This is a genomic window from Aliiroseovarius sp. S1123 (assembly GCF_023015885.1).
Classification (GTDB): domain Bacteria; phylum Pseudomonadota; class Alphaproteobacteria; order Rhodobacterales; family Rhodobacteraceae; genus Aliiroseovarius.
The window spans coordinates 42,818-68,626 of the sequence record NZ_JALKBE010000010.1; the positions used below are offsets into that span (position 1 = coordinate 42,818).

Annotated in this window: 27 protein-coding genes and 1 tRNA gene; 13 read left to right on the top strand and 15 right to left on the bottom strand. The window is 59.5% G+C overall.

Translation table 11 applies throughout. From position 1 onward, the window contains the following. Positions 1–43: 43 nt before the first annotated feature. From MWU53_RS15060 to MWU53_RS15080, 5 genes are all read right to left on the bottom strand, one after another. Entirely contained in the window at positions 44–898 is an 855-nt protein-coding gene (locus MWU53_RS15060; RefSeq protein WP_247094548.1) for a ferredoxin--NADP reductase, read from the bottom strand. A 69-nt stretch (positions 899–967) separates the two neighbouring features. Next, complete coding sequence (locus MWU53_RS15065; protein WP_247094475.1) at positions 968–1,378, bottom strand: DUF934 domain-containing protein; 411 nt, start codon at positions 1,376–1,378, stop codon at positions 968–970. Beyond that, complete coding sequence (locus MWU53_RS15070; RefSeq protein ID WP_247094476.1) at positions 1,375–2,115, bottom strand: phosphoadenylyl-sulfate reductase; 741 nt, start codon at positions 2,113–2,115, stop codon at positions 1,375–1,377. Before MWU53_RS15070 ends, MWU53_RS15065 begins: the two co-directional genes overlap by 4 nt. Then, a complete protein-coding gene (locus MWU53_RS15075) occupies positions 2,105–3,775 on the bottom strand; it encodes a nitrite/sulfite reductase (RefSeq protein ID WP_247094477.1) in 1,671 nt (556 codons plus the stop codon). The genes MWU53_RS15070 and MWU53_RS15075 overlap by 11 nt, the downstream gene beginning before the upstream one ends. Beyond that, positions 3,768–4,094, bottom strand: coding sequence for a DUF2849 domain-containing protein (locus tag MWU53_RS15080; protein ID WP_247094478.1), 327 nt, complete (start codon positions 4,092–4,094; stop codon positions 3,768–3,770). The genes MWU53_RS15075 and MWU53_RS15080 overlap by 8 nt, the downstream gene beginning before the upstream one ends. 140 nt (positions 4,095–4,234) lie before the next feature. Between MWU53_RS15080 and MWU53_RS15085 the strand changes: the two genes are divergently transcribed. Next, entirely contained in the window at positions 4,235–4,696 is a 462-nt protein-coding gene (locus MWU53_RS15085; protein WP_247094479.1) for an Lrp/AsnC family transcriptional regulator, read from the top strand. 102 nt (positions 4,697–4,798) lie between these two features. Here the strand turns inward: MWU53_RS15085 and MWU53_RS15090 are convergent, their stop codons facing one another. Continuing rightward, positions 4,799–5,974, bottom strand: coding sequence for a cytochrome P450 (locus tag MWU53_RS15090; RefSeq protein WP_247094480.1), 1,176 nt, complete (start codon positions 5,972–5,974; stop codon positions 4,799–4,801). Positions 5,975–6,032: 58 nt separating this feature from the next. Between MWU53_RS15090 and MWU53_RS15095 the strand changes: the two genes are divergently transcribed. The 5 genes from MWU53_RS15095 to MWU53_RS15115 all read left to right on the top strand — a co-directional run bounded on the left by MWU53_RS15095 (position 6,033) and on the right by MWU53_RS15115 (position 12,432). Then, positions 6,033–7,775 carry an ATP-binding protein gene (locus MWU53_RS15095; RefSeq protein WP_247094481.1) on the top strand — a complete coding sequence of 581 codons (1,743 nt, stop codon included), beginning with the start codon at positions 6,033–6,035 and terminating at the stop codon, positions 7,773–7,775. After that, positions 7,772–9,013, top strand: coding sequence for a sigma-54 dependent transcriptional regulator (locus MWU53_RS15100; protein WP_247094482.1), 1,242 nt, complete (start codon positions 7,772–7,774; stop codon positions 9,011–9,013). Before MWU53_RS15095 ends, MWU53_RS15100 begins: the two co-directional genes overlap by 4 nt. Before the next feature lie 234 nt (positions 9,014–9,247). Next, on the top strand, positions 9,248–10,249 hold the full coding sequence (locus MWU53_RS15105; RefSeq protein ID WP_247094483.1) for a DctP family TRAP transporter solute-binding subunit: 1,002 nt from the start codon (positions 9,248–9,250) through the stop codon (positions 10,247–10,249). Between the two features lie 108 nt (positions 10,250–10,357). Further along, complete coding sequence (locus MWU53_RS15110) at positions 10,358–11,023, top strand: TRAP transporter small permease (protein WP_247094484.1); 666 nt, start codon at positions 10,358–10,360, stop codon at positions 11,021–11,023. Next, positions 11,023–12,432: a TRAP transporter large permease gene (locus MWU53_RS15115; protein WP_247094485.1), complete on the top strand. Its 1,410-nt coding sequence runs from the start codon at positions 11,023–11,025 to the stop codon at positions 12,430–12,432. Before MWU53_RS15110 ends, MWU53_RS15115 begins: the two co-directional genes overlap by 1 nt. Positions 12,433–12,534: 102 nt before the next feature. Here MWU53_RS15115 and MWU53_RS15120 read toward each other — a convergent pair whose 3' ends face one another. From MWU53_RS15120 to MWU53_RS15150, 7 genes are all read right to left on the bottom strand, one after another. Then, positions 12,535–12,729, bottom strand: a complete 195-nt coding sequence (locus MWU53_RS15120) for a DUF2892 domain-containing protein (protein WP_133487978.1) — start codon at positions 12,727–12,729, stop codon at positions 12,535–12,537. Between the two features lie 78 nt (positions 12,730–12,807). Continuing rightward, on the bottom strand, positions 12,808–13,467 hold the full coding sequence (locus MWU53_RS15125) for a Crp/Fnr family transcriptional regulator (RefSeq protein WP_247094486.1): 660 nt from the start codon (positions 13,465–13,467) through the stop codon (positions 12,808–12,810). Positions 13,468–13,492: 25 nt separating this feature from the next. Continuing rightward, the gene (gene mmsB / locus MWU53_RS15130; RefSeq protein WP_247094487.1) at positions 13,493–14,365 is read right to left on the bottom strand and encodes a 3-hydroxyisobutyrate dehydrogenase; all 873 of its coding nucleotides are present in this window, start codon (positions 14,363–14,365) and stop codon (positions 13,493–13,495) included. Positions 14,366–14,375: 10 nt separating this feature from the next. Beyond that, positions 14,376–15,404 carry an enoyl-CoA hydratase/isomerase family protein gene (locus MWU53_RS15135; RefSeq protein ID WP_247094488.1) on the bottom strand — a complete coding sequence of 343 codons (1,029 nt, stop codon included), beginning with the start codon at positions 15,402–15,404 and terminating at the stop codon, positions 14,376–14,378. Beyond that, positions 15,404–16,555 (bottom strand): acyl-CoA dehydrogenase family protein, encoded by a 1,152-nt coding sequence (locus MWU53_RS15140; protein ID WP_247094489.1) that lies wholly within the window; start codon positions 16,553–16,555, stop codon positions 15,404–15,406. Before MWU53_RS15140 ends, MWU53_RS15135 begins: the two co-directional genes overlap by 1 nt. A 141-nt stretch (positions 16,556–16,696) precedes the next feature. Next, positions 16,697–17,830: a carboxylate-amine ligase gene (locus MWU53_RS15145; RefSeq protein WP_247094490.1), complete on the bottom strand. Its 1,134-nt coding sequence runs from the start codon at positions 17,828–17,830 to the stop codon at positions 16,697–16,699. A 132-nt stretch (positions 17,831–17,962) separates the two neighbouring features. Beyond that, on the bottom strand, positions 17,963–19,462 hold the full coding sequence (locus tag MWU53_RS15150; RefSeq protein WP_247094491.1) for a CoA-acylating methylmalonate-semialdehyde dehydrogenase: 1,500 nt from the start codon (positions 19,460–19,462) through the stop codon (positions 17,963–17,965). A gap of 181 nt (positions 19,463–19,643) precedes the next feature. Between MWU53_RS15150 and MWU53_RS15155 the strand changes: the two genes are divergently transcribed. The 4 genes from MWU53_RS15155 to MWU53_RS15170 all read left to right on the top strand — a co-directional run bounded on the left by MWU53_RS15155 (position 19,644) and on the right by MWU53_RS15170 (position 22,519). Further along, positions 19,644–20,546: a LysR family transcriptional regulator gene (locus tag MWU53_RS15155; protein ID WP_247094492.1), complete on the top strand. Its 903-nt coding sequence runs from the start codon at positions 19,644–19,646 to the stop codon at positions 20,544–20,546. Between the two features lie 92 nt (positions 20,547–20,638). Further along, a complete protein-coding gene (locus MWU53_RS15160) occupies positions 20,639–21,073 on the top strand; it encodes a CBS domain-containing protein (RefSeq protein ID WP_247094493.1) in 435 nt (144 codons plus the stop codon). A 206-nt stretch (positions 21,074–21,279) separates the two neighbouring features. Then, on the top strand, positions 21,280–21,771 hold the full coding sequence (gene coaD, locus MWU53_RS15165) for a pantetheine-phosphate adenylyltransferase (protein ID WP_163038450.1): 492 nt from the start codon (positions 21,280–21,282) through the stop codon (positions 21,769–21,771). Between the two features lie 289 nt (positions 21,772–22,060). Continuing rightward, the gene (locus tag MWU53_RS15170; RefSeq protein WP_247094494.1) at positions 22,061–22,519 is read left to right on the top strand and encodes an MmcB family DNA repair protein; all 459 of its coding nucleotides are present in this window, start codon (positions 22,061–22,063) and stop codon (positions 22,517–22,519) included. A gap of 6 nt (positions 22,520–22,525) precedes the next feature. Here MWU53_RS15170 and MWU53_RS15175 read toward each other — a convergent pair whose 3' ends face one another. Next, on the bottom strand, positions 22,526–22,732 hold the full coding sequence (locus MWU53_RS15175) for a DUF6324 family protein (protein ID WP_163038448.1): 207 nt from the start codon (positions 22,730–22,732) through the stop codon (positions 22,526–22,528). 106 nt (positions 22,733–22,838) lie between these two features. Between MWU53_RS15175 and MWU53_RS15180 the strand changes: the two genes are divergently transcribed. After that, positions 22,839–22,915, top strand: a tRNA-His gene (locus MWU53_RS15180). Positions 22,916–22,943: 28 nt separating this feature from the next. Here the strand turns inward: MWU53_RS15180 and MWU53_RS15185 are convergent. Further along, entirely contained in the window at positions 22,944–23,273 is a 330-nt protein-coding gene (locus MWU53_RS15185) for a DUF6476 family protein (RefSeq protein ID WP_247094495.1), read from the bottom strand. Here MWU53_RS15185 and MWU53_RS15190 point away from each other — a divergent pair. Further along, the gene (locus MWU53_RS15190; protein WP_247094496.1) at positions 23,272–24,306 is read left to right on the top strand and encodes an RluA family pseudouridine synthase; all 1,035 of its coding nucleotides are present in this window, start codon (positions 23,272–23,274) and stop codon (positions 24,304–24,306) included. The two genes, MWU53_RS15185 and MWU53_RS15190, sit on opposite strands and share 2 nt — an antisense overlap. Before the next feature lie 32 nt (positions 24,307–24,338). Next, the gene (gene cls / locus MWU53_RS15195; protein WP_247094497.1) at positions 24,339–25,787 is read left to right on the top strand and encodes a cardiolipin synthase; all 1,449 of its coding nucleotides are present in this window, start codon (positions 24,339–24,341) and stop codon (positions 25,785–25,787) included. The last annotated feature ends 22 nt before the right edge of the window (positions 25,788–25,809 follow it).

Genomic DNA, 25,809 nt, shown 5'->3' on the forward strand with positions numbered 1-25,809 from the left:
GGGTGCAGCGGGCGGAAAATGTGTCAGCGGTGATCAGCGTGGATCAGTCCAGGAACGCCTTCTCGACCACATATTGCGCAGGCTTAGAGTTCGCGCCTTCCTCAAGCCCGTATTCCTCGAACATCTCTTTCAGTTCCAGGTTAAAGGCCAGATTGCCGCAGATCATCGCGCGGTCGGTGTCGGGGTTCAGAGGCTCAACGCCCAGATCCGCAAACGCCTCGCCCGAGCGCATCAGGTCGGTGATGCGGCCCATCTTGGGGCTCTCTTCGCGGGTGGTGGTCGGGTAATACTTGATCTTCTTCCAGAAGCCTTCGCCGATCACTTCGTTCAGCAGCTCGTCTTCTTTCAGGCTTTCGATCAGGTTCGCACCATAGGTCAGCTCGCCCACTTCGCGGCAGGTGTGGGTGATGATGACCTCGTCATAATCTTCGTAGGTCTGCGGTTCGCGCAGAAGCGAGGCGAAGGGGGCAAAGCCCGTACCAGTGGCGAAGAACCAAATGCGTTTGCCCGGGATCAGCGCGTCATGCACCAGTGTGCCCACGGGTTTCGGGCGCAGGATGATCTCGTCGCCCACTTCCAAGTGCTGCAGCTTCGAGGTCAGCGGCCCGTCCGGCACTTTGATCGAGTAGAACTCCAGCTCTTCATCCCAGCTGGGCGAGGCAATCGAATAGGCGCGCAGAAGAGGCTTCTGTTTACCGGTCTTCGGATCCGGGTCGCCCATCAGGCCGATCATCACAAACTCGCCCGAGCGGAAGCGCAGGCTGGCAGGGCGCGTGCAGCGGAAACGGAACAGGCGGTCGGTATAATGTTCAACTTCGGTCACCGTCTGCGCGTCGGGCAGGGTCGGGACCGGTTTTACTTTGGTTTCAGCATCCATAACGGGCGTCACTTCATTCATCAGCGTAAAGCGAGGCACGGTGCCTCGCCCTTTCTTGTCTGTGTGTATAGGAGGGTTGCGAAGGGCGGTCTAGCCGGTCATCCGCGACCTATAGTCATAGGCTTTCCAGTCCGCCCGGTACTGCCAGTCACCTTCCGGCTGACGCTGGGCCAGCTCGTCCGAGATCTCGACCTCGTCAAAGCCCGACCGGCGCGCCATCGCGTATTGGTCCGAGATCACATGGCCATGGGCACGCAGGCGACCCTCAAAGCCCAGAAGGCGCAGCTGACGGCCCAGCGTGAAGCCGCGGCCATCCGCGAAAGACGGGAAGTCGATGCGGATGGCGGGCACGCCCACCATCAGATCGGCCAGAGCCGCCGGATCGGTGTCCGAGGCAATGTGCAGCCCACGCGTGTCATTGGCCGCGCGCTCTTCGGGGGTTGCGAACCCTTCGGTCCAGTCGTCACGGGCAAAGCCGTTATCGGTTACAATCACGCTCATGCTTCTGCTCCTACGCGAACCATTTTCCCGTCGACAAAGTGAATGCCGCATTCCGTCTTCTCGGCCCCGCGCCAGCGTCCGGCGCGCGGATCTTCACCGGGTTTCACGGCCGATGTACACGGCGCACAGCCGATCGACGGGAAGCCGCGTGCGACCAGCGGGTGCTTGGGCAGGCGGTTGTTGATCAGGTAATCCTGCACGTCCGAGGCCGCCCAATGGGCCAACGGATTGACCTTAAGAAGACCGTCTTCAGCTTCGAAGAACTCCAGATCCACGCGCTTGCCGCCCTGAAAGCGTTTGCGCCCGGTGATCCAGCCGTCAAATCCGTTCAATGCACGGTCCAGCGGCTCGACCTTGCGCAATTCGCAGCAGGCATCGGTGTCAGCCAGATGCAGGATGTTGTCCGGATCGCGGGCGAACAGGTCTTCCGCGTCCGGGTGAATAACCCGCACGTCCGTCAGGCCCAGTTTTTCGGCCACTTCGACCTGATAGTCGAGCGTTTCCTGAAACAGCATCTGCGTGTCCAGGAAGATCACCGGAACGGTGCGGTCGACCTTGGCCACCAGATGCAGCAGCACGACGCTTTCCGCGCCAAAGCTCGAGACCAGAGCAAGCGAGCCGATGGTGCTGTCCGACAGCGCCCGTTCCACGACCGCGGTCGCGGAATGGTGCTTATAGCGATCGTTCAGACCGGCCGCGCGTTCTTCCGCGGGGGGAAGGGGGATTTCAAGCGGCATTGGTCTTATCCTCTTCCGGATACAGGGCAGCCTTGAACGGCGCTTCGCCCAGACGGCGATAGGCGTCGATGAAGGTCTCGCCCTCGTCCTCGCGCAGCTCAAGATAAGCGTGCACAAGGCGTTCGATGGCCGGTACGATCTGGTCATAGGCAAAGCCGGGACCTGCCCGTTTGCCAATCACAGTGTCCGGGCCGGCGTCACCACCCAAGGTGATCTGATAGTTTTCGACGCCCGCACGATCCAGACCCAGAATGCCGATATGGCCCAGGTGGTGGTGCCCACAGGCGTTGATGCAGCCCGAGATCTTGATCTGTAGATGGCCGATATCGTGCTCGATCTTCAACTCGTCGAAACGCTCGGCAATCTCTTGCGCGACCGGGATCGAGCGGGCTGTGGCCAGTGCGCAGTAATCCATGCCGGGGCAGGCGATGATGTCCGAGATCAGACCAGCGTTCGCAGTGGCCATGCCATGCGCACGCAGCGCTGCGAAGATCGCGGGCAGGTCCGAACGGTGGACATGCGGGAAGATCACGTTCTGCTCGTGGCTGATGCGAATGTCGCCGTGGCCGAACTCTTCTGCCAGATCGGCAAGCACGCGCATCTGGTCCGAGCTCGCGTCGCCCGGCGTGGCCCCATGCGCCTTCATCGAGATCGTGACGATCCCGTAGCCGTCCGCGCGGTGGTCATCCACGTTGGTGTCGCTCCACGACCGGAAGATCGGGTCGGCGTCGCGTGCGGCGTGGTAGCCGTCCAGTGAGGCGGTCTTGAACTCCGGCGCTGTGAAGTCGGCAGCGATGCTGGCGAAATGCTCTTGATCCACACCCGAGAAGAGCGGGCGCAGTTGCGCAAAACGTGCCTCGACCAGATCGTGGATCTTGTCGATCCCGTTCTCCATCGTGGTGATCTTGATGCGCGCCTTATACTTGTTATCGCGGCGGCCCAGCGTGTTGTAGACGCTGACGACGGCCTCGACATAAGGCAGCAGATCTTCGCGCGGCAGGAAGTCTTTCAGGACCTGACCCACAACCGGCGTCCGGCCAAGGCCGCCACCGACGAGGATCTGGTAACCAACCACTCCGGCCGCGTTCTTCACGATGCGGATGCCGATGTCGTGCGCCTTGGTGACAGCACGGTCGGCCTTCGATCCGGTCACCGCCAGTTTGAACTTGCGCGGCAGGAACTGGAATTCCGGGTGGTCGGTGGACCACTGGCGCAGAAGCTCGGCAGTGGGGCGCGGGTCTTCCACCTCGTCCGCGGCAGCGCCGGCGAAGTGATCAGCGGTCACGTTGCGGATTGTGTTGCCCGAGGTCTGGATGGCGTGCATGCCCACATCTGCCAGCGCGTCCAGCATGTCCGGGATGTCCGACAGGCGCGGCCAGTTGTACTGAATGTTCTGGCGCGTGGTCCAGTGGCCATAGCCCTTGTCCCAGCGTTCGCCGATCATCGCCAGCTGGCGCATCTGATTGGGGTTGAGCGAGCCATAGGGGATCGCGACCCGCAGCATATAAGCGTGCAGCTGCAGATAGACGCCATTCATCAGGCGCAGCGGTTTGAACTCGTCTTCGGTCAGCGCGCCCGAGATGCGGCGGCCGACTTGCTCGCGGAATTGAGCGACGCGGTTGCGCACGAAGCTTTCGTCGAAATGGTTGTAATCATACATTGGCCACGGCCTCCGGTGCCGATTGCTGTGTCTGTTTGCCATGGAAGCGGTTCGACGGGCCGGTGGCACGGAACGCTTCGCGGAAATGGGTGGGGATCGGGCCGGTCGGACCTGCGGCGGCATCCGCCAGATAGGGTCCAACGGCGATGCCGGGTTCGTCCGTGGCACGCGCCAGCTGGGCGTTTGCCTCGGCCTCGTCGTCGATCAGCCAGGCCATACACATGTCGCGTACCCACGACCCGTTACGGGCCATATAGATCACGTCACCTTCGATCAGATCGTTGGCGGTTACCACTTTGGGGCTAAAAGGGCGGGGCATGGCATGTCCTTTCCGGTTGCGTTCGTGCTCTATATAGGACATTTTCCCATTATTCCGCGAGGTGTCGCGGCAAATAAGGAATGTTGTTTCGGTTTGCGCGTCAGTTGGAACGCTTGGACCAGAAGAGGGGAAAAAGCGGAATGTCTGTTCGGCTGGATGAGATCGATCGGAAAATCCTGCGCGAGCTTCAGCGCGATGCGGGGCAGTCTTTGGATGTGATTGCCAAGAAAGTGGGGTCGTCAAAGACCCCTGTCTGGAACCGGATTCGCAAAATGCGCGAAAACGGGGTGATCGGGCAGAACACGATGGTGATGGATGCCGAAAGCCTTGGATTTGAAGCCTGTTTCTTCGTTCTGATCCGCACGTCCGAGCACGAAGCCGACTGGCAGGAGAAGTTCTTGTCCGCCCTTCGCGCGCGCCCCGAGGTGATGGAAGCGCACCGGTTGGCGGGCGAGATCGACTATATCCTGAAGGTCCGCGTCGAGAACGCCCGCGCCTATGACGAGTTCTATCAGGCACTGATTTCCGAAGTGAAAATCTTCAACGTGACCGCGCTGTTGTCGATGGAAGAGATCAAGTTCTCGACCGAACTGCCGATCTGAAGTGCTTTCGGTGGCTCACGTCGTGAGCCTCAGGGGCTTTGCCCCTTGCGCCAAATCTGCGATTTGACGCTACCCCAAGATATTTTCGGCAAGAGGAAGGTGTTAGGTCTTTACCATCAAGGCGGACAGCCCGTGGAAGTGATAGACATTTCCATATTTCGGCGGCGCAGTGATGGTCAGGTTCGGGCAACGGTCGAACAGGATTGGAAGGGCGTGTTTCAGCTCTAGTCGGGCCAGAGGTGCGCCAATGCAGAAATGCACCCCGGCACCGAAGGCGGTGTTCTGTTGGGTGCGACGGGTCGGATCAAAGGTGTTGGGATCGTCCCACATATCCGGGTCGCGATTGGCCGCGCCCAGCAGCAGTCCAATCTCGTCTCCGCGCTTGAAAGCCTGCCCATAAAGTGTCGTGTCTTCATAGACATGGCGGGTGAACATGTGCAGCGGCGGGTCGAAGCGGAGGGTTTCCTCGATTGTTGCGTCAATGGCGTCTGGGGACAGCGCGGTTACGGGAGTGCCTTGTTCCAGAAGGGTTTTTATAGCTATCGCCATGGCGTGTACGGTGGCTTCATGGCCCGCGTTTAAAAGCAGGATACAGGTCGAAATTAGCTCGTCGGTGGATAGTTTCTCACCTTCTTCCTCGGCTTGTATCAGCTCGGTAATCAGATCGTCGCGCGGGTCTCCGCGCCGCTGGTCCACGTAGTCGCGCATGAAGGCGACGAAGGCTTCGGTGGCGGCAATCGCCTCGTCCTCGACCGCGCGGGTGCGGCGGGCTTGATACATCGAGACCATGGCATTGGACCAGCGCAGCAGGTCATCGGCGCGGGTCTCGGGGACGCCCAGAAGGCGGCAGATGATGATCACAGGGATACGGGTGGCAAAGGTGGGCAACAGGTCGAATTCGCCTGCGGGGAAGGCGTCAATTAAGTCGTGGGTAAGGGTTTCAATCTCGGGGCCTAGCGCTGCAATCCGGCGGGAGGTGAAGGCGCGCAGGACCAGCTTGCGCAGACGTGTGTGGCGGGGGGCTTCCAGTTCCAGCATCGAATGGGCCTCGACCGCGTAGAACGGGGCCAGATGGTCGGGGAATTGTCGCGGCTCGACCGGCTCGCGTCCGAAGCGACGGTCGCGCAGCAGCGCGTTCACGGCGCGAAAGCTGACCGCCATGGGCAAGTCGTAATCTTTCCAGAAAAACAGGTCGCCTTCCGCGCGGGCGCGATCATAGAAGGCATAGGGGGTCTGGATGAATTCGGGATCCGTGGGGGATTGGGTCAGTCGCTTCATGGGCGCATGTTCCTTAAAGCGGCTGGTCAATGCAAGAGGCCTTTCCTATGCTGACCTCATGTTGCGATTTCTGCATACGAAGTGGATTTTTCCCTTTCTTCTTGGGACGCTGGTGATCAGTGCCGGGGTCTGGGCGGTGGCGTGGCGGGCGGCATTGACACCGCTGTCCGAGCAAGCCTCGTCTGAGTTGGAACTGGCCTCGGACCAATTGACCCGCCATCTTTTTCGGTATCGCGAGCTGGCCGTCATATTGGCCCGCCACCCTGTGCTGCAGGCACGGTTAAGTGGAGAGATCACAGAGCCGCAAACGGCGGATGGTCTGTTGCGGGCCATGGCCGATATGACCGGCGCGCATCAGCTTTTGCTGGTGGACGGCAGCGGGCGCGTGTTGGCTGCGTCCCATCAGACCCAGCAGAAATTGGACCCTACAAGTGCGATGCTCCACCGTGCTCTGACAGGTGCCTTGGGATCAGAAGCCGAGTTTCAACCTGCGGGCAACGGCAGTCTGCGCCGCGTGTTTTCCTTTGCGGCACCTGTTCTGGATAAAGGAGATCAGAGGCAGGGTGCGGTGATCGCGCGCACCAACCTTTTGGATTTTGAAGAGAATTGGCCCTCGACTGCGTCAGCGTTGTTTTTCACACTGAATGGCGAGCGGGTCTTTGTCTCGAACCGCTTGGATCTGGTCAGCGTCTCCCGCCCGGCCGAGCGGTTTTTGAACAGCAGCGCCAGCCACTGGGCGGGGCACGAGGTTTGGACGATCGCGGGAGGGCCCTATCTTCCTGACCGCGCACTCCATCTAACCCGTGATCTGTCGACCGTTGGGTTGAGCGGTGAGATCCTGCTGGACACGGCGCCAGCTGAACGCAGCGCGGCCCTTCTGGCGGCCATCGCTGCTGCGATATGTCTGGGAATCGGGGGACTGCTTTTGGCGGTCGGTGAACGGAGGCGAGCGCTTGATGAGCGGTTGCGGATTGAAGCCGCCGCCAACGCACGGCTGGAGGCGCGCGTGGCAGAGCGCACACAGGCGCTGTCCGAGGCCAACCTTGATCTGCTGCGCGAAAACCGCGAACGGCGCGAGGCTGAGGCTGCATTGAAGAAGGCACAGGATGATCTGGTGCAGGCAGGCAAACTGTCGGCGTTGGGGCAGATGTCTGCGGGCATCAGTCACGAATTGAACCAGCCGCTGATGGCGATCCGCAGCTTCTCGGAAAACGCTTCGTTGTTTTTGCAGCGTGGGCAAGCTGAACAGGCCGGGCAAAACCTGACCCGGATTTCCGAGCTATCGCACCGCATGGCGCGGATCATCAAGAACCTGCGCGCCTTTGCGCGAAACGAGAACGAGCCAACCGGCAAGGTTGATCTGGGGCAGGTGGTGTCGACGGCCGTGGAACTGACGGAACCGCGGCTCAAGGCAGATCGGGTCACGCTGGACTGGGTGCCTCCGGCGACGCCAGTTTATGCCAAGGCGGGCGAGGTGCGGTTGTCTCAGGTCTTTGTGAACCTGATCAACAATGCAGCCGACGCTATGATCGGGCAAGAGGATCGGCACATTCAAATTGCCGTCAATGCCGGAAAAACTCTGTCCGTGATGGTGCAGGATAGCGGGCCGGGCATCGAAGACCCCGACCGAATTTTTGAGCCCTTCTTCTCGACCAAGCAGGTGGGGGACGAGGGCATGGGGCTGGGGCTGTCGATCTCATACGGGCTTGTGCAAAGCTTCGGGGGTGATATTCGCGGGCGCAACTGTGAAAGCGGGGCGATGTTCACGGTCGAGCTGCCCTATTGGAAGGACGCGGAATGACACAGACGGTGTTGTTGGTCGATGACGACATGATGGTGCGTGAAGCGCTGGGCCAGACGTTGGAGCTGAACGGCCTGAGGGTGACTGCGGCGGGCAGCTATGTCGAGGCCAAGGACCACATCCAGCCCGACTTTCCGGGCGTCATTCTGTCGGACATTCGCATGCCCGGTAAGGATGGCTTTGCGCTGTTGCAGCAGGCGCAAGAGGTTGATCCGGATTTGCCGGTAATTTTGTTGACAGGCGAGGGGGACATCCCGACGGCTGTACGCGGCATGACCGAGGGCGCTTTTGACTTTCTGGAAAAGCCCTGTGACCCCAACACGCTTCTGTCGGTGATTGGGCGGGCGCTGCAGACCCGGGCGCTGGTGTTGGAAAACCGGGCTCTTCGCGCCAAAGCGCAGACCGGCGATGCGGCAGCGCGGCTTTTGATCGGGGAAAGCACACTGGCAGAAGAGTTGCGTGCGCAGGTTCGCGCGGCAGCCACCACCAATGCCGAGGTCCTGATCTGTGGCGAGCCGGGCTCGGGCACGTCGAAGGTGGCCGAGGTTCTGCACCTTCTGTCCGGCGATGCCACGCGGCCTTTCGTCAAACTGGCGGCGGCCGGGTTATCCGCAGAGGACCTTCTGGCCGGCGTAGACCGGGCCGAAGGTGGGACGTTGTTCCTGGACGAGGTCGGTGCGCTGGATGCAGCGGTACAATACCAACTGTTGGACCTGCTCGAACAACCCGGCAATTGGCGCTTGGCCGCTGGAAGCTATCGTGACCTTGAAGCCGAGCATCAGGCGGACCGCTTCAATGCGGACCTCTACTACAAGCTGGATCTCTTCCGCATCCGCATCCCAGCCCTGCGCGAACGGAAAGAAGACATCCCGCTTCTGTTCCGTCACTATGTTTCGATCTCGTCCGAACAGGCGGCTCTGACGCCGCCTGAAATAGGGCAGGATGCGATTGCGCAGCTTATGGCGCAGGACTGGCCGGGCAATGCACGTGCGTTGATGAATGCAGCCATGCGTTTTTCCATGGGGCTTGGCTTGGGGCAGATGGACAGCCCTCAAGATGACGCGGGTCTGGGTCTGGCCGAGCAATTGGCGCAGGTCGAGCGGTCGCTGCTGATGGACGCTCTGAAGCGTCACGGCGGCGGGGCCAGTGCGGCGGCAAAAGAGCTGAAACTGCCGCGAAAGACCTTCTATGACAAGCTGGCGCGGCACGGGATTCGGCCCGAGGCGTTTCGCAGTTGACTGTGCGGAATTCCGCACAAACCCCACATTCACCTGTGTGACTTTCCGCCCATGCTGCAAGTGCAATGCGGTTATGCTTGCAGCGTAACACGCGGCAACATGCAGTAAACAAACGAAAAACCCAACATTTGTTGAGTTTTCATCTGTTCCCCTTGGCGACGTCACGAACCCGTGAGCCTATAGGGCAGTTGCCCATTTTGCGGCGCTTACTCTATCTGTCTGGGAGGACACCACATGAAATTCCTGACCATTGCGGCTTCGGCCCTGGCCATTGCAGCCTCTGTCACCACCGCGCAGGCGGCCTGTGACGACGGCGAGATCGTGATCAAGTTCAGCCACGTGACCAACACTGACAAGCACCCCAAGGGGATTGCTGCGTCGCTCTTGGAACAGCGCGTGAATGACGAGATGAACGGCAAAGCCTGTATGGAGGTTTTCCCGAACTCGACGCTCTACAACGACAACAAAGTTCTGGAAGCAATGCTGCAGGGCGACGTTCAGTTGGCTGCACCGTCGCTGTCAAAGTTCGAGAAGTTCACCAAGAAGTTCCGCATCTTTGACCTGCCCTTCATGTTCAATGACATCGATGCGGTCGATGCATTCCAAGCTTCGGAAAGCGGCCAAGCGCTTCTCGACAGCATGCAGCGCCGTGGCCTTCAGGGGCTGGCCTATTGGCACAACGGTATGAAGCAGATGTCGGCCAACAAGCCGCTGGTTCTTCCGACCGATGCCGCAGGCCTGAAGTTCCGTGTTCAGTCGTCGGACGTGCTGGTTGCCCAGATGGAAGCCATCGGCGGCAGCCCGCAGAAAATGGCCTTCTCGGAAGTGTATGGCGGCCTGCAGCAGGGCGTTGTGGACGGTCAGGAAAACACCTGGTCGAACATCTACGGCAAGAAGTTCTTCGAAGTTCAGGACGGCATCACCGAGACCAACCACGGTGTTATTGACTATCTGGTTGTGACCAACATCGACTGGCTGGAAAGCCTTGATGCGGGCGTACGCGATCAGTTCCTGACCATCCTGTCGGAAGTGACCACCACGCGTAACGCTGAATCGACCGCCGTCAACGAAGCAGCCAAGCAGTCGATCATCGACGCTGGTGGTGAAGTCCGCCAGCTGGACGCAGCACAGCGTCAAGCTTGGGTGGATGCGATGAAGCCGGTATGGGCGCAGTTCTCGGACGATGTTGGCCAAGAAAACATCGACGCGGCACAAGCCATCAACGCTGGCTCGTAAGCCATAGAAAACTCTCCGGGACGCGCGAAAGCGTCCCGGAACACCACTGGTGTCGCGGTGCCCAAGGCGGGCCCGCATCTTTAGCAAAAATTCTGCGGGGACGAGGACATGCAACACAAGCACACCTTCGTGGACCGAATCGAGGAGACGCTGATAGCGACGCTCCTTGGGCTGATGACCGCGATTACATTCGCAAACGTCATTGCCCGTTTCGGGTTCAATTCAAATATTCTCTGGGCGCTGGAACTGACCGTGTTCCTGTTCGGTTGGCTGGTGCTGCTGGGCGCTTCTTATGCGGTAAAGAAACACAGCCACTTGGGCGTCGATGCGATCGTCAATATGGTACCGCCCGCCGTGGCGCGTGTTCTGGGACTGATTGCAGCGGCCGCATGTGTCCTGTTTTCTATTTTCATGGTGAAGGGCGCATATGACTACTGGGCCGTGTTCGCCGACCTGCCGCCCACCTCGGGCCGTTGGTTCCCGACGGGCTTCGAAGATAAGTTCCGCTCGCAATCCTTCTACGAAGTGCAAGATGTGCCGATGATTGGGCTCTTTGCGTTTCTGGAAGACCTGATCAACTACGGCGAAAGCTATGAAAAGCTACCGAAAGTCGTGCCTTACATTGTTCTGCCGATCTCGATGATCCTGTTGCTATTTAGGTTCCTGCAGGCCTCGCTTGCGATCTGGAGCGGAAAAACTGACCGGTTGGTCGCAAGCCACGAAGTCGAGGACGAGATCAAGGAAGTTCGTGAGCAATTGGGGGAGCATGACTAATGGAAGTCGTAATTCTATTTGCAATGGTGATCGGTCTTCTGCTGATCGGTGTGCCAATCGCAGTCAGTCTGGGCCTCAGCTCGATCCTGTTCCTGCTGTTCTATTCGGACGCCACACTGGCATCGGTTGCAGGCACGCTGTTCGAAGCCTTTGAAGGGCACTTCACCCTGCTGGCCATCCCGTTCTTCATTCTGGCATCAAGCTTCATGTCGACGGGTGGTGTGGCGCGACGGATCATCCGCTTCTCGATCGCATGTGTTGGCCACCTTCCGGGCGGTCTGGCGATTGCGGGTGTGTTCGCCTGTATGATGTTCGCCGCGCTGTCTGGCTCTTCGCCGGCAACCGTTGTGGCCATTGGTTCCATCGTGATCGCTGGGATGCGCCAAGTTGGTTATTCCAAGGAATTCGCCGCAGGTGTGATCTGTAACGCAGGTACGTTGGGCATTCTGATCCCACCGTCGATCGTGATGGTTGTTTATGCCGCTTCGGTTGAAGTTTCGGTCGGCCGGATGTTCCTTGCGGGTGTGATCCCCGGCCTTCTGGCTGGTTTCATGCTGATGGTGACGATCTATGTCATCGCGAAGGTCAAAAACCTGCCCAAAGGCGAATGGAAAGGCTGGGGCGAGATCATCGAGTCAGGTCGCGACGCCGGTTGGGGTCTGTTCCTGATCGTCATCATTCTAGGCGGTATCTATGGGGGTATCTTTACCCCAACCGAAGCCGCAGCCGTTGCCGCGGTCTATGCCTTCCTCATCGCGACCTTCGTCTACAAGGATATGGGTCCGCTCGCTGGGGCTGCCGCCGGGGTATCGGCTGGCAACCTCGAGGCTTCGACCGGTGAAAAGATCAGCCTGTTCAAGAAGCCGCAGGCGCTGATCACCTCGATGTTCCACCCGGACACCAAGCACACGCTGTTCGAAGCGGGTAAGCTGACCGTCACGCTGTTGTTCGTGATTGCCAACGCGCTGATCCTGAAGCACGTGCTGACTGAACAGCAAGTGCCGCAGCAGATTGCGGGGGCCATGCTGAACGCAGGCTTCGGTCCGGTCATGTTCCTGATCGTCGTCAACGTCATTCTGCTGATCGGTGGTCAGTTCATGGAGCCGTCGGGGCTGCTGGTCATCGTGGCACCCTTGGTGTTCCCGATTGCCATCGAGCTGGGCATCGACCCGATCCATCTGGGCATCATCATGGTGGTGAACATGGAGATCGGGATGATTACGCCACCTGTGGGTCTGAACCTCTTCGTGACCAGTGGTGTCGCGGGAATGCCGATGATGTCAGTGGTGCGCGCCGCACTGCCCTTCTTGGCCGTGCTCTTCGTCTTCCTGATCATGATCACCTACATACCGTGGCTATCGACCTTCCTGCCCAACACCTTCATGGGGCCGGAAATCATCACGAAATAAAAAAACAGCGCCGGGCCCCAAAAGGTCCGGCGCAAACTTATCCACTCGCTACTTCGACCTGTTTAAAGAGCGAGCGTTGAGATTTTCTGAAGAAAACCTGACTTAAGACTTAAGCTTGCAGGTATTGATCCCGAAGATCGAGTACACCGGGCAGGATCCCAGCGCACCGGTGGCCAGGGGGACAACGCCGATCAAAGCCCAGACCGGGCCGCCTGCGAAAAAGTACCACCCCAACAGGGCAAGACCTGCAACAACGCGCAGAATTCGATCCAGATTACCTTCGTTACGTTTGAGCATGATAAACTCCTTTCCTTATCTGACACCTTGCTAACAAGGTATCTGCGGAAAGGCATGTGACGTGGTCACATACGGTGATTAAAAAGCTGTTCCGCTGACGATTTTGTTCAGCGCCTTGCGATCCAGAACCGTCACAACCCCACGTTCATGCGCCACCGATCCGGCATGCGCCATCTTGTCTAACCTGCGCGAGATCACCTCGCGCGCGGTGCCAATCGCGGTGGCCATCTCGGCTTGCGTCATATGCAGACATCCGTCTGGGCCAGAGCGGTCGAGGATCAGCGCGGCTAGCCGTGCCTCCACGCTCATGAAGGACACGTTCTCGATCAGTTGCATCATCGACTGCATGCGTTCGGCGAAGGCGCCAAAAACCAGCCGTCGAAATCCGGGCGAGCTGTCCAGAAGCGCAAAGAACACGTCGCGTGGGATCAGGACCAGACGGGCGGGGGTCTCGGCCGTGGCTTCTGCGGTATAGGCGTCGCCACCTAAGAGCCCCAGCGTTGACTGGATGCAGCTTTGGCCCGGCGCCACGCGGTAGAGAAGAATATCGCGCCCGTTGGGGCCGATCAGGTTCACGTCGACCTGTCCTGACAGCATGACGACATAGCCTTTCACGGCCTCGCCGGGGCAAAACAGGATGGCGCCCTTGGGCACCTCCATCGGGGAAAGCGTATCCAGAAGCGCGCGGGCTGGAGCATCCAGCCCGGCGATTTGATCTGTGTGTTCGGTCCAACTCATGAGGGTAGGCTAGACCGAACGCGCCTTAGCTGCGACCGCGTTTTTCAAAACGCGGCAACATGGCCGAGAAATCCATGCCCAGACCATCTTCGTTCTCGACGAATTGGGTATAGAGCTCGGTTGCGGCCTGCCCCATCGGGGTATCGGCATCCGCCGCCTCAGCCGCTTGCTGGCTCAGACGCAGGTCTTTCAGCATCAGTTCCGCAGCAAAGCCGGGCTGGTAGTTGTTGTCGGCAGGCGATTGCGGACCCACACCGGGGGCTGGGCAATAGGCATTCATGGTCCAGCTGTACCCCGACGAGGTCGACACGACGTCGAACATCTTCTGGCGATCCAGACCCAGCTTGTCGGCTAGCGCGAAGGCTTCACAGGTGCCGATCATGGTGATGCCTAGGATCATGTTGTTGCAGATCTTGGCCGCTTGACCCGCTCCGCTGTCGCCGCAATGCACGGCTTTCTGACCCATGATGTCAAAGAGGGGCTCGGCCTTGGCAAAGGCTTCCTCCGAACCACCCGCCATGAAGGTCAGCGTGCCGCCCGATGCGCCGCCAACACCACCCGACACGGGGGCGTCTACGGGCAGCAGACCTGCTGCCGCGGCCTGTTCCGCCACCGCACGCGCGCTTTCGACGTCGACAGTCGAGCAATCGACGAACCCGGTTCCCTTGTCCATCGCCGGGACGATTTCATTGGCCACCGCGCGCAGGATCTGGCCGTTGGGCAGCATGGTCACAACAACATCTTTGCCAGCAGCCGCTTCGGTACTCGATGCGGCCAGCGCCACACCTTCGATCTGAACCGGGGCCATGTCAAAGCCGGTGACCTCGTGACCGGCCTTGGCCAAGTTTGCGGCCATCGGGCCACCCATGTTGCCCAGTCCGATAAATCCGATTTTCATGAGGTTCTCCCTAGAATGTCAGTTTCTTGTCGCCCAAAGGGGCAAGCATATGTTCGACTGCCTCTTGCGGCAGGTTTTCCATGTCGTACTCCCAGTTCGGGTTACGATCTTTGTCGATCACGGCGGCGCGAATGCCTTCCACCAGATCGGAGTGTTCCAGCGCACGATAGACGAAGCGGTACTCTAGTTCGAGCGACGTGCGCACGTCACGGGTTCCCGCCATCCGGTGCAGCATCTCGACCGTGCAGGCCATCGACAAGGGCGAGTTCCGGCCCAGAAGCTCAAGCGTGTTCTCGGCAAACTGGCTGTCTTCGGCGCGCAGAGACGCCACGATCTCGCCCAAACTTCCGCCGCCGAAATGGGCGTCGATCATCGGCTGCATCGCCGACAGGTTGCCCGGGATCGGCGGAATTGCGGCCTCGTCAATGTGGCTTGGGTCGCCAGTACGGATCAGGTCCGCCTTCAGCGCGTCCCATTCGGCCTGACGGATCACATAATCGGCAAAGCCTGCATGGATCGCATCACCCGGTGCAAGGCGTGCGCCGGTCATACCGATATATTCGCCCAAGCGGCCCGGCGCATGGGCCAGGATCATCGACCCACCCACATCCGGCACCAGACCGATCCCGCATTCTGGCATCGCCATACGTGACGAGCGCGCCATGATCCGGTGCGAGCCGTGACAGCCAACGCCGACGCCGCCGCCCATTGTGAAGCCCTGCATGAAGCTGACCACCGGCTTGGGGAACTCGAACAGGCGCGCGTTCATGCGGTATTCGTCGCGCCAAAATTCCTGCGCACGGGTGTGATCGCCCGACAGGCCGATCTCGTAGATCTCGCGGATGTCGCCACCGGCGCAGAAGGCGCGGTCGCCCTCGGCATCAATCAGGATCAGCGCGACCTCGTCATCATCGGCCCACTTGATCAGGGCCGCGTCGATCTTAAGGCACATGTCATAGCTAAGTGCATTCAGCGCCTCGGGGCGGGTCAATGTGATCCGCCCAGCCTTGCCTTCCTTTCGAATATGAATGTCTGTCATTAGCCGCGGTCGCGTTCTACCAAAAGCTGACGCCCGACAATCAGGCGCATGATTTCATTGGTGCCTTCCAAAATCTGATGCACGCGCAAGTCGCGCACGATTTTCTCGATGCCATAATCAGACAGGTAGCCATAGCCGCCATGAAGCTGCAAACAGCCGTTCGCAACTTCGAAGGATACATCCGTCACCATCAGCTTGGCCATCGCGCAGAACTTGGACGCATCATGCGCGCCGTTGTCCAGCTTCCACGCCGCCTGACGCAGGAAGGTGCGCGCGGCTTGCAGCTTGGTTTCATATTCCGCCAGACGGAATTGAAGCGCCTGGAACTGGTCGATGGTTTTGCCAAACGCTTTGCGCTCGCCCATGTATTGCAGGGTCAGATCCAGCGCCTTTTGCGCGCCACCCAAGGCGCCTGCCGAGATGTTCAGACGTCCACCGTCCAGACCGGCCATCGCATAGGAAAAACCTTTGCCCTCTTCGCCCAGCAGGTTCTCATGCGGGACAAGGCAATCGTCGAACTGCACCTGCGACGTCGGCTGCGCCTTCCAGCCCATCTTGCGTTCATTGGCACCAAAGCTCAGACCCGGCGTGCCGTTTTCCACAACCACGGTCGAGATACCCTTGGGGCCATCGTCGCCGGTGCGGCACATGGTAACGTAAACGTCTGAATAGTTGCCGCCCGAGATGAACGCCTTGTTGCCGTTCATAACATAGCCCGCGTCGGTCTTTTCGGCGCGGGTTTTCAACGCCGCTGCGTCCGATCCCGATCCCGGTTCGGTCAGGCAATACGAGAAGACTTTTTCCATCGAGCACAGCGCAGGCAGCCATTTCTGTTTGTCTTCTTCCTTGCCGAATTTGTCGATCATGCCGCCGCACATGTTGTGGATCGACAGGAACGAGCCGACAGACGGGTCAGCCATTGCCAGCGCTTCGAAAATCAGTGTGGCATCAAGGCGCGACAGGCCCGAGCCGCCGTATTCTTCGGACACATAGACGCCGCCAAAGCCCAGCTCGGCCAGTTGCGGCCACAGCTCTCTTGGGATGGTGCCTTCGGCCTCCCATTTCTCGGAATTTGGTGCAATGTTTTCTTCGCCAAAGCTTTTGGCCATGTCGAAGATAAGGGTCTGCTCTTCGGTCAGCGCGAAATCCATCTGGTCCTCCCGTCCACGTGTCTAAGCACAGGTTATGGCGCAATCCTTACAGGAGTTTTTCAAGACCCGTCACTGTTCCAACGCGTCACGAGAAAACAACGGGCCTAACCCATCGAAAAACCACGCAGAAATCCCGAAGGGTCAAAGTCCGTCGTGGAAAGAATCGACTAGGTGGCGGACCACATCGCGCAGGGCCTCTTCTTTCGGTTTTTCGGCCTGAACGCTGTCTTGATACACCGCGCGTTGCCGGTCGGCTGCCGTTCCGCCTGACAGGATGGTGCGGGCGCGTTCGACCTCGGCCTCGCATCCCAGAAATTGTGCATCCTCGGCGATCAGCTCGATCATCTCGTCCATTAGGGCATCAAAGCCCACGATCTCGCCCAGTCCAAAATCGATCAGCCCGCCCGAGACGCCATAGCGCTGGGCGCGCCAACGGTTTTCTCCGATCAGGAAGTTGTCATATTGCCGCCAGCGCTGGTTCCGGGCTTTTAGCCGCCACAACATTCGGGTCAAACACTGGATCAAAGCGGCCAGCGACAGCGTGTCTTCCAGCCGGGGTTGGACGTCGCAAATACGCGCCTCGATCGTAGGGAAGCGGGCCGAGGGGCGCAGGTCCCACCAGATTTTCGAACTGTCCTCGATCACGCCGATATCCACCAGCGCCTGAACCGAGCGCTCATATTCTGACCAACTGCCCAGTTGCGGGGGCAAGCCGGTGCGGGGCAGGTTGTCGAAAACGGTCAGGCGATAGGATGCCAACCCCGTATCCTCGCCCTGCCAGAAAGGCGAACTGGCGGACATCGCCAGCAGGTGCGGCAGAAAATAGGACAGCTGATTCACAAGATCGATCCGCGTGTCGGGATCGGGAATACCCACATGCACATGCATTCCGCAAATCAGCATCCGACGCACAACGCCTGCCAGATCGCGGCGCAGGTCATTGTAGCGATCCTTGTTAACGTGGTGTTGATCTTTCCAGCTGGCAAACGGGTGGCACGAGGCTGCAATCGGGGCCAGCCCGTAATCCTTGGCGTGTTTGGCGACACCGGCGCGCAAGCGTTTCAAGTCGTCGCGCGCCTCGGTCACGTTGGCGCAGACACGGGTGCCGATCTCGATCTGGCATTGCAGATATTCGGGGCTGACCTGACCTTCCAGCTCTGCGCGGCAGGCCTCCATCATCTCGTCCGGGGCTTCGCGCAGGGCAAGGCTGTCGCGATCCACCAGAAGGTATTCTTCCTCGATCCCGATCGAAAATGTGGGGGCTGTTCGGGCCATGGCCTGTCCTCCTGTCAGCGTCGCGCGGGACCACTTTGGCAAGAGAATGCCGCAGGGACAAGCGGGCAGAGCCCTTAAACGCAAAACGCCCCGGCCAGTGACCGGGGCGTTTCGTGTAAATCGCGCGTGGGCTTAGTCCATGGCTTTGAAGTTGAACTCGCCACCTTCTTTGATGCCCGACGGCCAGCGCTGGGTCACGGTCTTGGTGCGCGTGTAGAACTTGAACGCGTCCGGGCCGTGCTGGTTCAGGTCACCAAAGCCCGACTTCTTCCAGCCGCCAAAGGTGTGGTAGGCCAGCGGAACCGGGATCGGAACGTTGATGCCGACCATGCCGATGTTGATCCGGTTGGCGAAGTCACGTGCAGTGTCACCGTCACGGGTGAAGATCGCGGTGCCGTTGCCGTATTCGTGATCCATGGCGTGGCCGATGGCCTCTTCATAGCTTTCAGCGCGAACCATCGACAGAACAGGACCAAAGATTTCCTGCTTGTAGATGTCCATGTCGGTGGTGACGTTGTCAAAGAGGTGCGGACCTACGAAGAAGCCGTCTTCATAGCCTTGCAGGCTGAAGTCGCGGTTGTCGACAACCAGGTCAGCACCCTGTTCCACACCCGAGTTGATCAGGCGCAGGATGTTTTCCTTGGCGGCCGAGGTCACGACGGGACCGTAGTCGACATCGTCGCCTGCGGTGTAAGGGGCGACTTTCAGCTTCTCGATACGCGGCACAAGGGCGTCGCGAAGCTTGTCTGCGGTTTCGTTGCCAACCGGAACAGCAACCGAGATCGCCATGCAGCGTTCGCCAGCGGCGCCGAATCCAGCGCCGATCAGCGCGTCAGCTGCTTGTTCGATGTCCGCGTCGGGCATGATGATCATGTGGTTCTTCGCGCCGCCGAAGCACTGCGCGCGCTTGCCGTTGGCGGTGGCACGCGAGTAGATGTAGTGCGCGATCGGGGTCGAGCCAACGAAGGCCACGCCCTGCACGGTTTCGTTGTCCAGAATGGCGTCAACCGAGTCTTTGTCGCCGTTCACAACCTGAAGTACGCCATCGGGCAGTCCAGCTTCTTTGCACAGCTCGGCCAGCATCAGCGGAACCGAGGGGTCACGCTCGGACGGCTTCAGGATCATTGCGTTACCAGCGGCCAAGGCCGGACCCATGCCCCACAGAGGGATCATGGCGGGGAAGTTGAACGGCGTGATCGAGGCCACAACGCCCAGAGGCTGACGCATCGAGTACATGTCGATGCCGGGGCCAGCGCTGTCGGTGAACTCGCCCTTCATCATCTGGGCAGCACCGATGCAGTATTCGATCACTTCCAGACCACGCTGAACGTCGCCTTTTGCGTCGGGGATGGTTTTACCGTGCTCGCGCGACAGGGCTTCGGCCAGCTTGTCCATGTCACGGTTCAGAAGGCCAACCAAGGCCATCATCACGCGGCCGCGTTTCTGCGGGTTGGTGGCGCCCCAGGCTTTCTGGGCTTCAGCGGCTTTGGCGACGGCGTCGTCCAGCTCGGCTTTGGTAGCCAGAGCAACCTGTGCCTGCACTTCGCCAGTGGCGGGGTTGTAGACGTCGGCGTAGCGGCCCGACGTACCTTCGACCATCTGGCCGTTAATCCAGTGTCCAAGTTTTTGCATGGTAAATCTCCCAAATTTCATGGGCAGGATAGTCTTGCAGAATTGCCGGGGAAAGGGGTAGTTTTCCAAAAGCGTTTTGCGTTTTTGCAATGATGCGTGTGTGGGTGAGAGATGGGGCAGGGGCTTTGCCCCTCGGCCTGACGGCCTCACCCCAAGGTATTTGGTGCAAGAGGAAGAGAGGGTGGCGGTGGATTGGGATGATCTGAAAGTGTTTTTGGCGGTCGCGCGTGGGGAAAGCCTGTCGCGCGCTGGGCGTATGTTGAAGCGGGATGCGGCGACCGTGGGGCGGCGAGTATCGAAGCTTGAGGCGGATCTGGGGCTGCCCTTGTTTACGAAGTCTTCGCAAGGGTATGCGCTGACCGATGCGGGGCTGCGCTTGTTGGCCCATGCGGAGCGGGCCGAGCAGGCGGTGATGTCTGGGGTGGACGAGTTGGCAGGGCAGTCTGGCCAGTTGTCCGGGCAAGTGCGGATCGGGGCCACCGATGGGGTGGCAAGTTTCATCCTGCCGCAGGTCTGCGCTGCGATTCAACGTGATCATCCTGAGCTGGAGTTGCAGATTGTGGCCCTTCCGCGCGTGATCAACCTATCAAAGCGCGAGGCCGATATGGCGATTACGGTTTCGCCACCGCAGACTGGGCGGATCACAGTTCAAAAGATCACGGATTATCATCTGCATCTTGCCGCGTCGCACAGCTATTTGGCGCAAGCGGCGCCCTTGGACAGTTTGGCCGATCTGCGCAATCATCCAGTGGTCGGGTATATTCAGGACATGATCTCGTATCCGGAGTTGGACTTCCTCGAGGATCTTGGGGTCGAGAAGACAGCGCTCGCATCGAACCTCGTGTCGGTTCAACTGGGGCTGGTGAAGCAGGGCGGCGGGGTTGGCGTGACCCATGATTTCATTCTGCCCTCGGCGCCAGAGTTGAGGCGCGTCCTGACAGATGAATTGTCGATCAAACGGTCATTCTATCTGGTGCGCCACGAAGGAGACGCGCGTATGGAGCGGTTCGCCCGCGTGGGCGAAGAGCTGTTGCGCGGCATCCGCGACGAAGTGGCCCGTCTTGAAGGAATGGTGCAAGTTTAGTGCTGCAGGTGCAAAGAGCTCTTGACATTTTGTTGCGCTAAGGGTGACGCTGGGGACAGAAAAATACAATACATACAGACAGGAGGGCGCCCATGCTCATTCACCAGATCCTCAAAGATAAAGACCTCGAGGGCGTTGCAACGGTCAAGCCGGGCAGCAAGGTGGCAGATGCAGCACAGCTTTTGTCTGAAAAGAAGATCGGCGCGGTCATCGTGTCTTCAGATGGCGTACATCCGGCGGGTATTCTGTCCGAGCGCGACATCGTTTCTGAGCTGGGCAAGGTCGGCACGGGCTGTCTGGATCAGCCGGTCGATGACCTGATGACGGCGAAGCTGATCACCTGTTCGCCGGGCGATCGGGCCATTCAGGTGCTGCAGACCATGACCGAGGGCCGCTTCCGCCACATGCCGGTGATGGAAGGCGACGAGATGGTCGGGCTGGTCTCGATTGGAGACGTGGTCAAAGCGCGTTTGGAGGAGCTTTCGCAACAGGCGGATGCGCTGAAAAACATGATCATGGGTTACTGACAGCCAATGGAAGCGTTTCGGGTTTGACCTGCGAAGGGAAAAGCCGAAACGCAGTGCTAGATATCCGTGTTGCGGGCGTTTCGAAACAAACTTGAGGCCCAAGTTTGCTCCGAAACGCTTTACGTAGGAATACGCTGCACTGCGGAAAAAGCTTGCATTTGGGCGCGCCATAATGTTGCGTGCGCCCACTGCAAGGAGACCAGATCATGCGCATCGGATTGTATCCCGGAACTTTCGACCCGATCACTTTGGGGCACACCGACATCATTCGTCGTGCCTGTGCACTGGTGGATCGGCTGGTAATTGGCGTTGCCATCAACACGGGTAAGGGGCCTTTGTTCTCGCTGGAAGAGCGCGTGGCGATGGTTGAAAGCGAATGCGCAAAGCTGGCCGCCGAAACCGGGACCGAGATTGTTGCCCACCCATTTCAAAACCTTCTGATTGATTGCGCCCATGATGTTGGCGCGCAGATCATCATTCGGGGTCTGCGCGCTGTGACGGATTTTGAGTATGAATATCAGATGGTTGGCATGAACCGCGCGATGGATGACAGCGTCGAGACTGTGTTCCTGATGGCCGAAGCACGCTATCAGGCGATTGCGTCGAAACTGGTGAAAGAGATCGCCAAGCTGGGCGGCGATGTCAGCAAGTTCGTCCCCGAAGATGTGCGCGGACAGCTTCTGGACAAGATCAACTAAAGCGCACTGGCGCTGGAGTGAAGGTGGTAAGTGGCGGCCCCACCGCAACCGTCGGGGTCTGAATTCCCGAGGACCTGTATATACAGGTGGGCGCCGGGTAAGTGGACCACGGCCCAAACAGAGCCAGCTCCCTCGGAATTGCTTAAGGCCACCGGAATTTTACCCGCATGTGACGCGAAGGGCAGAAGCCGCCTTTGCCTAGATAGGCGCATGGCGAGCAGGGCGCAAGGGCGCGCGCGAGTCTGTCTGATCCATTGACAATTTGTTCACGAAATGTTCGGGTGGATGTATGGCTGTAACTGACCAATCCTTGATGCCCGGACAATTGCTGGCGCGCGGCGTGTGCCGCCACATGCTAAGCCATGGGTTCGTGACGGTCGAAGAGCTGGTGCCCACGCGGGGTCTGCGGGTCGACGTGATGGCATTGGGGCCAAAGGGCGAGATCTGGGTGATCGAGTGCAAATCATCGCGTGTGGATTTCACGTCAGACAGCAAATGGCAGGGGTATCTGGAATGGTGTGACCGTTATTTCTGGGCTGTTGATTCCGATTTTCCGACCGAATTATTGCCCGACGACACAGGGCTAATCATTGCAGATAGCTATGACGCCGAGATTCTGCGTATGGGGCCGGAAGACAAGCTGGCACCGGCCCGGCGCAAAGTGATGGTGCAGAAATTTGCGACTCATGCCGCGCGCCGGTTGCAAGGTTTTCGCGATCCCGGCGTGGCGGCTTTGGTCAACGTCTAGAAAACGTTACTTTTTCGACTTGGCGCTGTCTGCCAGCGCACGTGCCTGTTTGGCAGCGGTCAACAGCTCTTCCGCGATTTCTTCGGCCTCTTCCGGTTCGAAATCCATCGGCAGTTCCACGCCGCCACCTTCCACATAAAGGCGCACCATTCCAATCGAGGTCGGCCCGATCTGAAGGTTTGCGTCGATGTCACTTTCGTCGTTGATGCCCATGTGTGGCCTCCTGAATTTCTTCTGATCGGGTTAGTGCGCTTTCGTACATTTTTCAACCCGCGACCTCTTGCAAAGCCCCGCAGGTGGGGGTAAACGCATCCAGCGTGCCGACATAGCTCAGTAGGTTAGAGCGCTTGATTGTGGATCAAGAGGTCCCCCGTTCGAGCCGGGGTGTCGGTACCATCCCCCCCTTTTGAAATTTGCGAATGGTTCAGCGCAGTTTGATGCGGTTTTGAAGCTGTCCGTCTGTACCGTAGATCAGAATCTCGTCCCCCGAGACGATACCGATCCAGTCGCGGCCCAGTGTGACAGCCTCTGCCGTCACGCCCTCTGGCAGGGTGATCTGATCTGGCAAGGGCAGAGGTGATGCCTCGGACGCGGTCTGAGAGAATCGCAGCACCACAACGGTGATCAGCACGATCATCCCCAGAATCGTTGCCACCGTCATTGCCGTGACAATCGTTTTCAGATAGCGCACGGTGCCAAGGCCCACGCTGTCTTCCAGGGCTGCGTCCAGTTCCTGTTCAGGAGTTTTATCCATGTCTACCTCGCACCGGATTGTCCGGGTCATCATAGCCGAGAACCCGCCCAAGCGTCTTGATAAGGCGATTGCGCGCGATGTGCCAGAGGAAGCAAACCTGTCGCGGTCCCGATTGGCCAAGCTGATTGCCGATGGGGCGGTCATGATGGACGGTCGGGTTATGGATGATCCGCGAGGGAAGCTGGCGGAAGGCGACGAATTGGAGATTCGGGTGCCCGAGGCCAATGAAAGCCATATTGGCCCCGAAGATATCCCGCTGGACATCGTCTATGAGGACGACGATCTGATCGTGGTGAACAAGCCTGCAGGCATGGTGGTACACCCCGCGCCCGGCACGCCCACGGGCACGCTGGTCAACGCGCTGCTGCATCACTTTGGCGGCAACCTGTCTGGCGTCGGCGGCGAAAAGCGCCCCGGCATCGTGCATCGGATCGACAAGGACACTTCAGGCCTGCTGGTGGTCGCCAAATCCGATGCGGCGCATCACGGGTTGGCCAAGCAGTTCGAAGCACACTCGGCCGAGCGGCATTATCTGGCCGTCACCCACGGCGCGCCGGATCAGGCGGACCCGCGTCTGGGCGGCATCAAGGGGACAAGCTTTGAGAAGGGCAACATCCTGAAGATCACCACCCAGTTGGCGCGGCACAAAACGGATCGCCAAAAGCAGGCCGTACTGTTTTCGGGGGGGCGCCATGCGGTGACGCGGGCACGGATCTTGGAAAGCTTTGGCACGCCGGTGCAAGCCGCGCTGATCGAATGCTGGTTGGAAACAGGACGGACCCACCAAATTCGTGTGCACATGGCCCATGCGGGACACGGGCTGATCGGAGACCCCACCTATGGCGGGCGGCGCAAGTTGAACGTGAAGGTGATTGGCCCCGACGCTGTCGAAGCTGCACGCACCTTCCCGCGCCAGGCGCTGCACGCAGCGACGCTGGGGTTCGTGCATCCGGTCTCGGGTGAAAAACTCAGCTTTGAAGCCCCAATTCCTGACGATATGCTGGAATTGATCGAAACCCTGCGCGCGGGCTGACCCTCGCACGCTTCGTAAGAGGTAAAGCGAGCATGTTCGAGATTTCCTGGGCACTTACCTGGGGCAGCACTTGGGCTGTCCTTCTGGTGCTTTTGGACATCGCAACCATTGCTCGTGCTGTGACCCGAGAACACCGCTCGGCGGCGTCGCGGCTGGCGTGGGTCGTTGTGATCATGTCACTGCCGCTGGTTGGAATCATCGCGTATTTCTTTCTTGGGGATACAAGTTCGGATCGTAGATCAGATAAGAAACTCAAAGACTTGCGGCGCGAGCTTCCCAAGCGCCCCAAGGGGGAGTTGCAACCACCAGAGCTGCCTTTGTTATATCGCCAATCTTTCGCGCGTGCGGCATCGGTCAATGGGTTTCGGCCGGTGGCGGGCAATCACGCCAAGGTCACGACGAATAGTGACGAAAGCATTGATTGGCTGATTGCAGACATCGAAGCGGCCCAAGATCACGTACATCTGCTGTTCTATATCTGGCTCACCGATCGCAACGGGACCCGCGTGGCCGAGGCCTTGATGCGCGCGGCTGCGCGCGGTGTAACCTGCCGTGTTATCGTGGACGGGCTTGGGTCGCGTGGCCTGCTGGCCGATCCTTTGTGGAAGAGAATGAAAGAGGCGGGGGTAGAAACCGTCGTGGCCTTTGCCTTCCGCTTCGCCCTTTTTGCAGCCTTCTTCCGCCGGCTTGATATCCGCAACCACCGCAAGATCATCGTGATCGACCATGACACGACCTATGTGGGCAGCCAGAACTGCGCCGACGCGGCCTTTCTGGTGAAGAAGAAATTCGCGCCCTGGGTCGATATCATGATGCGCATCACCGGCCCGGTGGCATGGCAGTCGCAACGGCTGTTTGTGTCGGATTGGATGGTGAATGGCGGGGCGGATATTTCGTCCGTTCTGCAGCGCGAAACGCCTGTGCGAGAAGGTGGGTTTCCGGCCGTGGTCGCCGGGACGGGGCCGAACATCAGCGTGCAGGGCGTACCGGATATGGCGCAGATGCTTCTGGCCTCGGCACAGGAGGAGGTGGTGATCACCACGCCCTACTATGTGCCATCCGAAGCCCTTCAGCAGCAGATTTGCGCCACAGCCGTCCGAGGCGTGCGGGTGCGGCTGAACGTGCCCGCCAATAATGACAGCCATTTCGTAGGATTCGCTTCGCGGAGCTTCTATCGTGCGCTGTTGAAAGCTGGAGTCGAGATCCATGAGTTCCAGCCCGGCCTTCTACACGCGAAGATCCTGACCGTGGACGGGCAGGCGGCTTTGGTTGGGTCCCCCAATCTGGACCGGCGGAGTTTTGATCTGAACTATGAAAACAGCATGATGTTGGCAGATCCGGCAACGGTCGGTGCGATCGTTGCCAAGCAAGAGCTGTTCCTGAAGGCCTCTCTGCCCGTGTCGCGAAAGAAGGTCGAGAGTTGGTCGATTTCCCGGCGGGTTCTGATCAACGCGGTCGGAATGATGGCCCCGCTGCTTTAATTTGCATTTGCAACTTTCTGCA